General features: G+C 41.2%; 13 protein-coding genes. 4 read left to right on the top strand and 9 right to left on the bottom strand.

All coding sequences use genetic code 11. The annotated features are described in order from the left end of the window. Positions 1-20: 20 nt before the first annotated feature. Entirely contained in the window at positions 21-3,002 is a 2,982-nt protein-coding gene (rne, locus tag ABWV72_RS02670) for a ribonuclease E (protein WP_353368664.1), read from the top strand. 105 nt (positions 3,003-3,107) lie between these two features. On the opposite strand, the gene ABWV72_RS02665 is transcribed toward rne, so the two are convergent. Genes ABWV72_RS02665 through ABWV72_RS02625 form a run of 9 tightly spaced genes read right to left on the bottom strand, consistent with a single transcriptional unit; the run spans position 3,108 to position 11,848 of the window. Beyond that, complete coding sequence (locus ABWV72_RS02665; RefSeq protein WP_353368558.1) at positions 3,108-3,569, bottom strand: acyl-CoA thioesterase; 462 nt, start codon at positions 3,567-3,569, stop codon at positions 3,108-3,110. Further along, entirely contained in the window at positions 3,570-4,316 is a 747-nt protein-coding gene (locus ABWV72_RS02660; RefSeq protein WP_353368556.1) for a rhomboid family intramembrane serine protease, read from the bottom strand. 58 nt (positions 4,317-4,374) lie between these two features. Next, positions 4,375-6,618 (bottom strand): xanthine dehydrogenase family protein molybdopterin-binding subunit, encoded by a 2,244-nt coding sequence (locus ABWV72_RS02655; protein ID WP_353368554.1) that lies wholly within the window; start codon positions 6,616-6,618, stop codon positions 4,375-4,377. Continuing rightward, positions 6,615-7,097: a (2Fe-2S)-binding protein gene (locus ABWV72_RS02650; RefSeq protein WP_216046536.1), complete on the bottom strand. Its 483-nt coding sequence runs from the start codon at positions 7,095-7,097 to the stop codon at positions 6,615-6,617. The genes ABWV72_RS02655 and ABWV72_RS02650 overlap by 4 nt, the downstream gene beginning before the upstream one ends. A gap of 15 nt (positions 7,098-7,112) precedes the next feature. Next, complete coding sequence (locus ABWV72_RS02645) at positions 7,113-7,724, bottom strand: nucleotidyltransferase family protein (protein ID WP_216046535.1); 612 nt, start codon at positions 7,722-7,724, stop codon at positions 7,113-7,115. After that, the gene (locus ABWV72_RS02640) at positions 7,721-8,731 is read right to left on the bottom strand and encodes an XdhC family protein (protein WP_353368551.1); all 1,011 of its coding nucleotides are present in this window, start codon (positions 8,729-8,731) and stop codon (positions 7,721-7,723) included. Before ABWV72_RS02640 ends, ABWV72_RS02645 begins: the two co-directional genes overlap by 4 nt. 9 nt (positions 8,732-8,740) lie before the next feature. Continuing rightward, complete coding sequence (locus ABWV72_RS02635; RefSeq protein ID WP_353368549.1) at positions 8,741-9,829, bottom strand: RDD family protein; 1,089 nt, start codon at positions 9,827-9,829, stop codon at positions 8,741-8,743. A 4-nt stretch (positions 9,830-9,833) separates the two neighbouring features. Next, the gene (locus ABWV72_RS02630; protein WP_216046532.1) at positions 9,834-11,012 is read right to left on the bottom strand and encodes a vWA domain-containing protein; all 1,179 of its coding nucleotides are present in this window, start codon (positions 11,010-11,012) and stop codon (positions 9,834-9,836) included. Next, positions 11,012-11,848 carry an AAA family ATPase gene (locus ABWV72_RS02625; protein WP_216046531.1) on the bottom strand — a complete coding sequence of 279 codons (837 nt, stop codon included), beginning with the start codon at positions 11,846-11,848 and terminating at the stop codon, positions 11,012-11,014. The genes ABWV72_RS02630 and ABWV72_RS02625 overlap by 1 nt, the downstream gene beginning before the upstream one ends. A 246-nt stretch (positions 11,849-12,094) precedes the next feature. Between ABWV72_RS02625 and cysK the strand changes: the two genes are divergently transcribed. The 3 genes from cysK (at position 12,095) to ABWV72_RS02610 (ending at position 14,291) form a co-directional block, all read left to right on the top strand. Continuing rightward, entirely contained in the window at positions 12,095-13,063 is a 969-nt protein-coding gene (cysK, locus tag ABWV72_RS02620; RefSeq protein ID WP_216046530.1) for a cysteine synthase A, read from the top strand. A 213-nt stretch (positions 13,064-13,276) separates the two neighbouring features. Next, on the top strand, positions 13,277-13,639 hold the full coding sequence (locus ABWV72_RS02615) for a hypothetical protein (protein WP_252728701.1): 363 nt from the start codon (positions 13,277-13,279) through the stop codon (positions 13,637-13,639). Positions 13,640-13,652: 13 nt separating this feature from the next. After that, positions 13,653-14,291 (top strand): NUDIX hydrolase, encoded by a 639-nt coding sequence (locus ABWV72_RS02610; protein WP_216046528.1) that lies wholly within the window; start codon positions 13,653-13,655, stop codon positions 14,289-14,291. Positions 14,292-14,305 lie beyond the last annotated feature (14 nt).

Genomic DNA, 14,305 nt, shown 5'->3' with positions numbered 1-14,305 from the left:
AGTCTTATACAATGAAAAGAATGTTAATAAACGCTACTCAACAAGAAGAGTTGCGTGTTGCATTGGTCGATGGACAAAAGCTTTATGATCTTGATATCGAAAGCCCTGGACACGAGCAAAAAAAAGCCAATATCTATAAAGGAACTATCACCCGCGTTGAACCCAGTTTAGAAGCTGCATTTGTTGATTACGGTGCAGATCGACACGGTTTCCTCCCTCTAAAAGAAATAGCAAAAACTTACTTTCCACAAGGTTATAAGTTTGACGGTCGCCCAAGCATCAAAGATGTGATTAAGGAAGGCCAAGAAGTTATCATCCAAATAGATAAAGAAGAGCGCGGACAAAAAGGTGCCGCACTGACAACCTTTATTAGTTTGGCTGGTAGCTATTTAGTATTAATGCCTAATAATCCTCGTGCAGGCGGTATTTCCCGTCGTATCGAAGGTGATGAGCGAACCGATTTAAAACAATCGTTGAATAAGCTTGAATTACCTGATGGCATGGGCTTAATCGTTAGAACCGCAGGCGTAGGTAAATCCTTTGAAGAACTCGAGCATGATTTAAATGTGCTAATTCGTCATTGGAATGCCATTTCAGAAGCGTCTGAAACCAAACCTGCCCCTTTCCTTATTCACCAAGAAAGTAACGTTATTGTACGAGCTATTCGTGACTATTTGCGTCGTGATGTAGGTGAAATCTTAATTGATAGCCAAGAAGTGTTTGAAAAAGCACTACAGCACATTCAACTCGTTCGACCCGACTTTGCCAGTCGTGTTAAGCAATATAAAGGTGATGTACCACTTTTTAGTCATTATCAGATAGAAACCCAAATCGAATCAGCTTTCCAACGTGAAGTGCGCTTACCATCAGGTGGCTCAATTGTAATTGACCCAACTGAAGCAATGATTTCAATTGATATCAACTCTGCACGGGCAACAAAAGGCGGCGATATCGAAGAGACAGCGTTCAATACTAACCTTGAAGCTGCTGATGAAATTGCCCGTCAATTACGATTACGTGATGCCGGTGGCCTTGTGGTTATCGACTTTATCGATATGACACCAGTTCGTCACCAAAGAGAAGTAGAAAATCGTCTTAAAGATGCCGTCAGACATGACCGAGCAAGAATTCAATTGGGCCGAATTTCACGTTTCGGTTTATTAGAAATGTCTCGTCAAAGGTTACGTCCGTCCCTCGGTGAGTCAGCACATATAGTGTGTCCTCGTTGTAGTGGTCACGGTAATATCCGTGGTACTGAATCATTAGCGCTTTCTGTTCTTCGCATCATGGAAGAAGAGAGTATTAAAGACAACACTGGACAAATAGAAGCACAATTGCCCGTCAATGTAGCTACCTACTTGTTAAATGAAAAAAGACGTTCAATTCAATCTATTGAAAAGCGTCATGGTGTAAACTTACTTATTATTCCAAATCCTAATTTGCAAACGCCGCATTATCATGTAGCCCGCAGACGTCCAGACGATACAGTTACTGAGGCGAGTTATAATATTGAGTTAATGGAAACTCAATCTTCAGAGGTTGATAACCCTACACAGGAAATTAAACCTAAAGAGCAACCAGTATTACAAGGTTTAGCCGCGCCTCAACAAGCGCCTGTTACAGCCAAAGCTGAAGAGCCAACATTGATTGCTAAGGTTTCTAAATGGTTGTCAGGTCTATTTGAAAGTGAACCTGAAACAACTACCAAAAAACCAAGTACAAATACGCAAAACAAACGTCCACAGCGCAATAGCCGTAGTCGTAATGAGCGCTCTGGTAACCGCAAACCTAAAGCTTCTGATCGCAAAGACAAGTCAGATCGTAATGACAAACCTCAAGCTGAAAAGCGTGATCAAAAGCCAAAACAACGTCGCGACAATCGTAATAAATCTCAAGAAGCAAAAACAAATGATGCAGCTAAAGAGAACGTAACCAGTCAAAATCAACCGGAACGTAAAAACGAAAAAGTTGCTGAACGTAGAAAAAGACGCGATACCCGTCGAAATGTCCGTGGTGAGAAAACTGAAAATGAAAAAGCAGTAGCTCAGCCGCAAGCAGAAACAGCTAAAAACACGCAGCCTAAAGTAAAAGTTGAAGACGTTAAGAATGATGAACTAATCAATTCAACCCAAGCTGAAGCAAACAATTCTGTTGTCGATGAATCTGTCAATACAGAGACTAAAGACGAAGGGCAAACAGAGCGCAGTAGAAGTAGACGCTCTCCTCGACACATTCGAGCTGCGGGTCAAAAACGCAGAAAAGAAGGTGCAGGAGTTGAAGAAACAAATGAAACTGATAACGCCGAAAAGCCTGTTGTTGATGTAGCTCAAGACGAACTTAAGTTTGAGTCCCATGATACACCGTCTGAGCAACCAAACGATGCATCAGAAACAACTAAAGCGGAAAAACCTAAAGCTAAACCTCGTACCAGAAGACGTCCGAAGAAAGTCGAAGAGAGTAACGCTGAGTCAACTGCTCCTGAGCAAAATAAAGATGAGACTTCAAACCAGGATGTTGCTGAAGCGAAAGCTGAAACTGCTACTGAACAAGCAAAAGAACCGGTTAAAGCCGCTAAGCCTGTGAAGGAAAAAGCAGCTCAACCCGAGCAAGTGGAAATTCAGTTGGACGCAGATAATTCTGATGCGCCAGTTCAGCAGGCTAAGGAAAAAGTTGAAGAAGCGGCTCCCGCCCCTACCGAAACTATAGCGCCGATTAAAGTTGACGCTGAACAGCAACAAGAGACGCCAAAACCGACTAAAGTTGAAGAAGTAGCAAGCAAACCAAAGCCTGCGAAAAAACCTAAAGTAACGGTGACTAAAGCTCCTGTTTCACATCCAATGGCGAAGCCTAAAGCGATTGACACTGATTTCAATGAAATTGAAATTAAAGCATTAGCTGCAGATAAACGAGCGGGCCTGAAAGTATCAGGAAAAACCGCATCAATGGCTAATACTGCAAACAGCTCTGCTGCTGCAGCAACCAAGCCAGGATCTGTCGCCTAAATAGACACAAGCGTTAAACCTTAAAACGCCGGTGAATTTTCATTCACCGGCGTTTTTTTATGTGTACTAGTTGTCTTATTTCTAAATTCAGCATTTGCTTAATATTTAACTATCAATAGAGCCGGCCAAGTTTACGCAAACTCCAGCAGAACCGTGAAGCAAGGTCTGTTTTAAATTTTGTTTAATTTCTGTCTTTTTATAAGTGCTAGCATCTACCATCACATAAATCACCTCAGCAAGGCATATAGGTTGCCTGCTATCCTGCTGACACATTTCAACATGTAATGTGAAAGAAGTATTCCCCACTTTTGAGACCCAAACACTCATTTCGATCACATCATCAAATTTTGCAGGGCTTTGCCAGCTTAAATTTAAATTAACAACTTGGTTATCTAAACCTTGTTCTAGCAGTTTATTAAAGCCACCAATTGCTGCCCGCATAAACTCGGTAGCAGCTAAATCGGCATATTCCGCATATCGACTATTAAACACAACTTGTTGAGCGTCACATTCAGCGTAACGAACTCTTATCAACACTTTCATCGGTATATTGGCAGAATTGGGCATTTAGTCATCCTCTGTTCGTATAGGGTTTGTTTTCTCTTTTCCGGAATCCCTTACATCAGTTGTTAATTCAATTAAATCTTTTTCATCGTCGACGATAGGGTCGGATTGTCGAGCGCTTAACCACTGCTCACCGATTATTGGATCATCGGCATTTTCAGGATCTTCCCATTCGTATCTTTTAATTATCGGTTTAGGGTCAAGTTTTCGCCAAAGTAACGCACTAACTATTCCAGCAACAGCGCCAAATAAATGATATTCAAAAGAGATATTTTCTTGCCGTGGGAAAATGGTCATGGTCATTCCACCGTACATAAAAAATGCAGCCATAATAATGGCGATTGAGCTCTTATCTCGTCTAAATAAGCTAACAACAAATAAGTAGAAAAACACACCGTGGGTTAATCCACTGGCTCCAAGATGATAAGCATTTCTGGCGAAAAGCCATACGCATACGCCAGAAAATAACCAAACAAATAGGATGACTCGCCAGCGTGAACGGGGATATCCGTATATTAGGAATACTCCTAGAATCAGCAAAGACAAGGTATTATTAAATAGATGTTCTACTGATCCATGTACCAAAGGTGCGGTAATTATTCCCAATAAACCTTTTGAAGAATATGGGTAAACACCTAACCAACTAAGGTCGACATGAAATAATATTTCAAAGGATTTAATGCACCATAAAAAGCCAATAAAAAAGCTGATTGTAATGATACTTGTTTTAAAAGATGGCTTTGTTTTCATTGTTTAATGATATGGGCATTTTGCTTAAACAAAAGATGCCCATACAAATCCATGATTTTTATACAGACATATAGTTTTTAATTGGTAAGTCTCGAATACGCTTACCACAAGCATGAAATATGGCGTTGGCTACACTTGCGGCTACTGGTGGAGTGCCCGGCTCACCAACCCCGCCAGGAGGCGCATCTGACTCGATTATATAGGTTTCTATTTTGGGACATTGATGCATGCGCAATACCTGATAATCATGGTAGTTAGATTGCTCAACCGCACCATCCTTAGTTGAAATTTCTCCCAACAGCGCCAAAGACAAACCAAAAATCATTGATCCTTCTTGTTGTGCCCGAACACGATCTGGGTTAACCACAGTGCCAGCATCTATACTCGAATGCATCTCTAGTACTGTCACTTTGTTATCCACGACCTTCACTTTTGTTGCAACAGCACAATAACTGACAAAACTACGATGAACACAAATGCCCCACCCTTCGTTTTCCTGTGTCGGCTGATCTGCACCAGACTTTGCGATTACAACGTCAAGTGCGTGTTTTATGCGCTTAATATCGACAGGGAATACATCTTGCGGCTCACCATAGTTTTGATAATCAAAATCATCCGTTTTGGGGTCCACTAAACGGTTTTCGCCGAGTAATTGATGCCACATTTTATAGGTCGATATACCGGCTTTTGATGCTAACTCATCGACAAAAGAACCCTGCGCAAAAGAATGTTGAATATTACACACAGAGCGCATCCAACCAATCCTAATATGACCAGTAGCCTTATGGGTTTCGCACGATAAATTGTCTACCGCGAATGGCAAATCACCAAACCCTAAAGACAATTCATTCATTTGCGGCTCATCAACTGTGCCGGTAAACGTCCACATAATACTTGGGAACGCAGTCCGCTGTAGCCACGATGTTATTTGCTTTTTGGTATCCATCGCTGCGGCCATATGTAGCACACTTACCGCATGGTAAAAGCCTTGTTGAATATCATCTTCACGACTCCAAACCACTTTCACCGGACGATTTAGTTGTTTGGCCAATAATGCTGCTTCTATGGAGTAATCTGGTTTAGCTTTTCTTCCAAATGCACCACCTAAAAAGGTGACATTTATAATCACTTTATCAGATTCAATACCTAGCGCTTGAGCCACGTTTTGCTGGGTTACTTGAGGAGATTGTGTACACGCCCAAATTTCACAAATACCGTTTTTAAATACCGCTGTTGCTGCAGGTGGTTCCATTGGTGCTTGTGAAAGGTAAGGGACACTATAAGTAGCACTGTGTGTATCTGTTGCTTGTTCAATATCTGCATAAACGTCGCCTTCTACACGAATCGGTTTGCCTTTACTGACGATACGACTTTTTAGCTCGGCAATATAATCAGCAGAAGTGTGTGCAGCATTTTCACCTAGCTCCCAATCAATATTCAACGCTTTACGACCTTGCAATGCCGCCCAAGTGCTATCGGCAATAACAGCAACCCCATTCATTGGATGAAACATAACCGGTAAAGGTTGCTCAGGCATTTGAATGGTATCGATAACCCCTTTGACTGACTTAGCTGCGTCAGCGTCAAACGACTTCACAGTCGCTCTCAACACTTTTGATCGTTCGATACTGGCATAAACCATCGACTCTAATCTAACATCCTGACCAAATTCAGCTTGACCAGTCACGATTTCAGCAGAATCGATACCAGTAACGGGCTTGCCAATCAGCTTGAAATCTTTTTTCGACTTGTAGGTTAAGGTTTCAGCTTTAGGAGGAGATAACTTACCGGCAGCTTCAGCAATGTATCCAAAACTCACTTTACGCTTTGAATCTTTATGATGTACATAACTATCTTCAGCATAAACACTGTTTACATCTACTTTCCACAAGTCTGCTGCTGCTTGTTCAAGCATCGTCCTAGCAGAAGCCCCCATACGTCTTAAGATCGTATAGAAATTACGAATTGAACGTGAGCCATCGGTGTTTTGACTACCATATTCTTTATTCGCCAATCCTTGTACCACAGATACTAAATCCCAATCTGCACATAGCTCTTCTGCAACTACCTGCGGTATAGAGGTACGAATCCCCTGACCCATTTCACTGCGGTGACATATTATGTTGACGCGATTATCGGATTGAATGCTGACAAACAGGTTAAGCTCGACATCAGCTTGGCTTGTTTGCGCCCATACAGGCTTGTAACCAGCTAGACTACTAGCGAGTACAAAACTACTAGCACCAATTCCTGAAACTTTTAAAAACTGTCGGCGACTGACATTTTCAATTTTATGGTTCATGCGTCATCTCCCACGTTTTTTGCCAGATCGGCTCCTTTAGCCACACTTTTTATTGCTGCTTTGATTCGAGGGTAAGTACCACATCGACAGATATTACCTTGCATGTAATTATCGATATCCTCATCACTGGGTGAAGCATTTTGTGATAATAAAGCCACAGCACTCATAATTTGTCCTGACTGACAATAACCGCACTGGGGAACGTTGTGCTCGATCCACGCTTTTTGGACAGGATGCTCGCCAGATTTAGATAATCCTTCAATAGTCGTTACCTGCTTTCCCGCTACAGCTGAAATCGGCATAACACAGGCTCTGACTGGTTGCCCGTCAATGTGCACAGTGCAAGCGCCACATTGCGCCATACCGCACCCAAACTTGCTGCCAGTTAAACCCAAAGCGTCTCTAAGCACCCATAAAAGCGGCATAGTCGGTTCAACATCCACCTGTTGCTGTTTACCATTTACACTGAAATTAATCACATTATTGCTCCTAAATTAGCGGGAGGACAGATTGCACCAACGACGCATATCCTCTGAAGTATCTATATCAAATTGTGCTTCGGGCACCTTAACCCTAATTAAATCTTGCTTATGAGCCTGCAAGATTGATTTAGCACCTTTATGTAAATCTGTATTCGAACTGCCTATATTTAACAAATCAGAGAATCGTTTGGCTGGGAAACAAGCTGGCACACCCACATTTCCCCCATACTCTGATGTAACGATTGAATCTATGTTGTTTAGCGCTTTGCTACATAGTTTAGCAATTTGTGCTGATTGCACAGCAATTTGGTCTGCTAAACCAATGAAAATATGGCTGGCTTGTGGATACCGCTGATTAACGATAAAGTCGACACCAGTGCGAATACTTTCACTCATACCTAACTGCCAATTTTGTGCTACAACGACCTCAACCGATAGATCAATTTGCTGTTTGATCAGATTTGCGTTCGCGCCTAGAACAACAACGATATTATCTAACCCTGCGAGCCTATGTTGTGCAATAACCTTATTCAACATCGGTTGTCCTTGAACAACCGCTAATTGTTTTATGCTCCCAAAGCGTTTTGCTTCGCCGGCGGCGAGTATCAAGCTAATAATGCTCACACAACACCGCTTATTGACTTAGCGTCTTTTTGCGCTAGAAAACTGTGTACTTCAGCAATCATTGACAGTGCTATCGACTCTGGCAATTCGCCACCTAATCGCAATCCGATGGGGTTAGCAAAAGGAATAGCGAATTCTTCTCTAACTAATCCAGCCTGTTCAAACACGCGTTCTGTGCGGTGCAAAGGCCCTAGCATCCCAACGTATTTTGCTGAACTTTTTGATGCCAGTATTAAAGCTTGAGCATCAATAGTGATGTTATGGCTCATAATAATCATTGCATCAGTTTGCGCCAGCCAATTTGATTGTGCAGCTTTTTCGATTGTTGTTGTCATTGGTTGTTTAATTATCGCAAACGCACCCGGGAAATAGCTACTTCTTCCGTGGCTAGTTCGCGGGTCGAGCAACGTAACTCGCCAACCTAATTTAGCCGCAATGTCGACAACAGGACGAGCATCCACTCCCGCACCTACAATACACAAGTTGATCGGCGGACTAAGGATTTGTTTCAGAAAAACCCGTCCATTTCGTTCGTCTCTTTGCACACTCGCTTGTGCAGTTCGAGGTAACTCTGAGAATTCGACATTGGCAACACCACTGGCTATTTCCTGAGAATATAAACAATAGCCATTGTCTGCCAAACGACGGTAAACGTTGTCTAGTTGTAAGTAAAGATTATCACTGCTGATAGGCTGCAGTAATATCCTTACTAAACCACCACAACCTATACCGAGCTGCCAAGCAAGATCCTGCTCTTCAGTCATATCGTATTCAACAATTCGGCCTTGGCCATTGTCCCAACATCTGCGAGCTTGGAGCATAATATCTGACTCCAAACAGCCACCACTTAAAAGCCCATAGTACTGACCTAAATCATTAATTAACATGTGCGCGCCGGACTTACGATACGACGAGCCCTGGGTCTTAAAAATAGTGGCTAAGACCCACTTACATTCGTCTTTCTTCGGATACCAAATATCTAGAATGCTAGAAAATGAATTTGCCATTCAAATCGCTTATTGTTTTGCTTTTAATCTAATCACTAAAGTTTCAGAAATCTTGTCTTGAATAGCTTGACGATTTGGATCCCAGTAAACTTGTAAAAAACCAAGCAAACCTGTGGCTAAACCGGCACCATAGCCCCCGTATCGCCCAAAACTTTCCCAAACATTCAAACTACTGCCATCGAGTTTAATCACTTTAATGCCAAATAGCTTTTTGCCAATAGTCTGGCCTTTTAATAACACCATTAATCCAGTGAAATAAACCGCTGCCCAACCAAAGCCTATGCCTAAATCTGAGGCGATACCTTTGAACCATTTTACGATACTGTAATCTTGAATCGATTTAGTCTTTGGTTTTACATCGACTATTGCCTGTTCTTCCTTGGCAACCTTATCGGCTTCTGCCTGCAATGTTTCAAACTGGGCTAATAATTTTGTTTCTAAACTTTGATATTGAACGTCACTTAACTCAGTACGACTTTTTTCAAAAAACTCATCCAACATTTCACTTTTTGCGGATTTGGGTACTGCCAATTCAACCAAGTCTTCAACAAATTCATCACCAATATTTGACCAACAAGTTTCTGCATCTGGACAATCGCCTTGTGCTACTTGTTTTTGAATTAAACTGGTTAACGCTGCGTATGTTCCAGTAAACACCACCACGTCAACGGCTTCTGCAGCATTAACTTCATGCTCATTACTGGACTGTGAATTAGACCAAATCGCGGTATCATTTCGGAATAGACCCAAAATCCCAGCGGCAATTAACAATGTGGCCAAAATCCGCACTAGCAAAATTGCTGATGGTAAACGATTTTCACGTTTTAAACGGCGACTCGTTACCCACAATAAAATCGCAACAAGTATTGCCAATGCGTTACCAGTAACACCAGACAGTATTGCAACCAAGATTAAATCGACAGACAGCGCTAGAGCGCGACGAGTGGGTGTAGCCAGAGGTGTACCAAATAATTCGGGGGACACTTCAAAGGCATAAGGTGTAATGACATCTCGTGTTTCTTGGCGTTGCTGGTGTTTAGAGGTGTGCGCTTGCGTTTCAACGTTTGCTTGTTGTGTTAATGTTTCCTTGGCATCCATATGTTTACCTTTTTGTGAGCGCTTTAATGCCCTCGCTTAGTCCTTCAATCGTTAATGCATACATCTTACCCTGCATTAAATCTTTTAATATTTGTATGGATGCATAGTATTGCCAATGTTTTTCCATTTGCGGATTTAACCAAATAGCGTGAGGAAAGTGATCTGTAAGTCTTTTTAACCAAACAGAACCGGGTTCTTCATTCCAATACTCAACGCTGCCACCGGGATAGGTAATTTCATAAGGTCCCATAGTCGCATCACCGACAAACACTAATTTATAATCGCTGCCATATTTATGAATGATATCAAAAATTGATATGACTTCATTACTACGTCGTTTATTGTCTTTCCAAACACCTTCATACACGCAATTATGGAAATAGAAATACTCTAAGTGTTTAAACTCAGAATGTACTGCGGAAAACAATTCTTCACAAGACCTAATGTGATCATCCATAGAGCCACCGACATCAAAAAACATCAATACTTTTATAGCATTACGACGTTCTGGTACCATATGAATATCTAGCCAACCAGCATTTTTTGCAGTTTTTCCGATTGTGGTCGGTAAATCTAACTCTTCGCTTGCACCAGTGCGCGCAAATTGACGTAATTTTCGTAACGCTACTTTAATATTACGAGTGCCAAGTTCGACATCACTGGCTAAGTTTTTATATTCTCTTTTTTCCCAGACTTTAACCGCTGAAGATTGACCTTTGCCTTTATTGCCAATGCTGATCCCTTCAGGATTATAGCCATGGGATCCAAATGGTGAGGTGCCTCCGGTACCAACCCATTTATTCCCTCCTTGGTGGCGTTTCTGTTGTTCTTCTAAACGCTTTTTGAGGGTTTCCATTAGCTTATCCAAACCGCCCATGGCTTCTATTTCTGCTTTTTCAGCATCACTAAAATGTCTTTCTAATTGTTTTTTCAACCATTCTTCAGGAATGTCTTTGCCAAACAGATCAATAGTTTGAACACCTTCAAAATAATCAGCAAAGGCCCGATCGAACTTATCAAAATGGCTTTCATCCTTTACCAGACACAGTCTAGACAAATAATAAAAGCCTTCGGTATCAGCAAAAACAACTTGCTGTTCCAACGCATTTAAAAGATCTAATAATTCTCTTACCGTCGCCGGAACTTGGTATTCTCTAACTTTAAAGAAAAAATCAACTAACATTAGCGTCTAGCCATAAATGCCAATTTTTCGAACAAATGAATGTCTTGTTCGTTTTTAATTAGCGCACCATACAGTGGAGGAATGCTGTTTTTGCCATCTTTGTTCTGCAACGCTTCTGGCGGAATATCTTCTGCAACCAAGAGTTTTAACCAATCGATCAATTCGCTAGTAGATGGCTTTTTCTTTAAGCCAGGCATTTCTCTTAAATCGAAGAAGGATTCGAGTGCTTGCGCAAGGAGATCTTTTTTCAAGGTAGGAAAATGTACATTAACGATTTCTTGCATCTGTTCTTTGTCTGGAAACTGTATGTAATGGAAAAAACAACGACGCAGAAACGCATCAGGCAATTCTTTCTCATTATTGGATGTAATAATTACGATAGGACGTTTGGCGGCTTTTATGGTCTGTTTAGTTTCATAAACAAAAAACTCCATTTTATCCAATTCTAAAAGTAGATCATTTGGAAACTCAATATCTGCTTTATCTATTTCATCAATTAATAAAACCGGGGGCTTTTCGGCATCAAATGCTTGCCATAGTTTTCCTTTGATAATGTAATTGCTGATGTCTTTGACCTTTTCGTCACCAAGCTGAGAGTCACGCAAACGAGATACCGCATCATATTCGTACAACCCCTGTTGAGCTTTAGTTGTTGACTTTATATGCCACTGAATTAATTCAGTTCCTAAACTACTAGCCAATTCTTCTGCCAGCATGGTCTTGCCGGTACCTGGCTCGCCCTTGATCAACAGCGGTCTTTGCAGTGTAATGGCAGCATTAACGGCGAGTTGCAGTTCTTTGCTAGCAATATAATTTCCGGTACTACTAAATGGCATCAATCACCTCAATAATTAAAAAATGTAAATATAAAACTAAGATATAGCAAAAAGCACTTTGAAAATTACTCGTTGAGCACAATCATAACAAGGTACAAAGTTAAGCAAACTTATTGAATTTTGCTATTTTCATGAAAACGAGTGCTTGTTAAGTACAACATTAACAGCCTAAAATAGTTATTCAAATAACAAAAACACATCAAAGGGTATCACTGAAAGTTACCTAAACCTATGCAAGGATATAGTATGCAAGTTTATGATGATAATTCGCTCGCTATTGGCAACACGCCTTTAGTTAAATTAAATCGTGTAGTTTCTACTGGCAACGTTTACGCCAAAATGGAATCACGTAACCCCAGTTTTAGTGTTAAATGCCGTATTGGCGCTAACATGATTTGGGATGCTGAAAAACGCGGTATCCTAACCAAAGACAAAGAATTAGTTGAGCCGACCAGCGGTAATACTGGTATCGCATTAGCATTCGTAGCCGCTTCTAGAGGTTACAAATTAACCTTAACAATGCCAAGTAGTATGAGCTTGGAGCGTCGTAAATTGCTTAAAGCTCTTGGTGCTAATGTGGTGCTTACTGAAGCGCCTAAAGGTATGAAAGGCGCTGTTGCCAAAGCACAGGAAATTGTTGCATCAGATCCTGGCAAATATATCTTACTTCAACAATTTGATAATCCTGCTAACCCTGAAATTCATGAAAAAACCACAGGCCCTGAAATCTGGAAAGATACAGACGGTAAAGTGGATATTTTTGTTGCAGGTGTAGGCACAGGTGGAACTATTACTGGTGTGAGCCGATACCTGAAAAACACCAAAGGTAAAAAAATCCTGACTGTTGCGGTAGAACCAACTGATTCTCCGGTTATCACTCAAGCTAAAGCGGGTGAAGAACTTACTCCTGGTCCACATAAAATCCAAGGTATAGGTGCAGGTTTTATTCCCGGCAACTTAGATTTAGATATTGTTGACCAAGTAGAACAGGTGTCGAATGATGAATCTATAGAAATGGCGCATCGTCTGTTAAAAGAGGAAGGCATATTAGCTGGAATTTCAACAGGTGCAGCTATGGTTGCGGCAAAACGCCTTGCAGAAAAACCAGAAAATGCAGACAAAATGATCGTGGTTATTTTCCCAAGTTCAACTGAACGTTACTTGAGTAGCGCTATGTTTGCTGGCGAATTTACAGACCATGAAGAAGTGCAATAGCACAAACTGCGTTTAGTAGAATAAAAAGAGCAGGCTTTAGGCCTGCTCTTTACTTTTAAACATAGAAAACGCAGACTGTACCTGTGTTCAATTTAACTCTATTTATTCATCATGATTAATCACCAGTATTTACGTTTTTTAACAATAAGTGTTTTGCTTTTATTCCTTCAAGCTTGTGATACGCAAAGCAAAAAAGGAGCCGGTAAATATGGCATGATGGATACCAACACTCCGGATTACGCTGCTGTAGAGTTTTTCCAACATGTGTATAACGATAAAAACCTGAATAAAGCCATTGCCATGAGTTCTAAACGTATGGCGAAATTGCTTAAGTCTTATCGCACCAACCGCAATGTTCAAAGACACGTATTCGACCTTGTTTATGATGAAGTGGATATACAACCTGATACTGGTAACAGTATTGGACGTAACGAATTTGCAGAGTCAGCGGTTGTCACTCTATTTTTCACTGGTACCTTGTACGATGAACGAGTTGAAGATATTCGTGTTGTTGAAATGTTGCGGGTAGACGGCAAATGGTTGGTCGATAAGATTCAACCAGATAAGTACCTATAACAGTTTCATGGAAATGTCTGATAAAGACCACGCTTCCATTTGGCTTTCTCACGTTAAGCGACTCCACGCGATTGCCGAATCAGGTTTAGCATTTTCTCCTGAAGAATTTGACCGCGAAAGATTTACAGAGATTTCTCATATTGCACAACAAATGATGAGTGATTTGGCGTCTGTACCCGTTAAACAAATTTCAGACTTGGTTACCCCTTTTCATCGTCGGTATGTGACACCACAAGTTGAAGTGCGCGGTGCAGTGATAAAAGACGGCAAAATCCTTTTAGTGCAAGAAAAAAGTGATAAGAAATGGACTCTGCCAGGTGGTTACGCTGATGTTGGCTTGACCGCAGTGCAAAATATCAAGAAAGAGATCGAAGAAGAAGCAAACGTCTATGTCAGTCACACTCGTTTGATATCGTTACGGCACAAAGCCTCAGGAGACTATGATCCTGACATCCGCGATTTTTATAAAATGCTATTTTTATGCGAGCCCATTGAGCCAATAAATCAAACAGCTGGGATGGAAACCTGTGGAGCTGACTTTTTTACTTTGCAACAAATTCCCCCACTCTCTACTGGCAGAACAATAATGCGCGATTTACAGGATGCATTCGCCTATCATGCTGACCAGAACAAACTCACCACCATTGAATAATCGTTTAAAGCAGA

This window comes from Aliiglaciecola sp. NS0011-25, assembly GCF_040370605.1.
GTDB classification, from domain to species: Bacteria; Pseudomonadota; Gammaproteobacteria; order Enterobacterales; family Alteromonadaceae; genus Aliiglaciecola; species Aliiglaciecola lipolytica_A.
The sequence above is the reverse complement of the archived record's forward strand: the minus strand, read 5'-3'. Positions and strand labels throughout refer to the sequence as shown.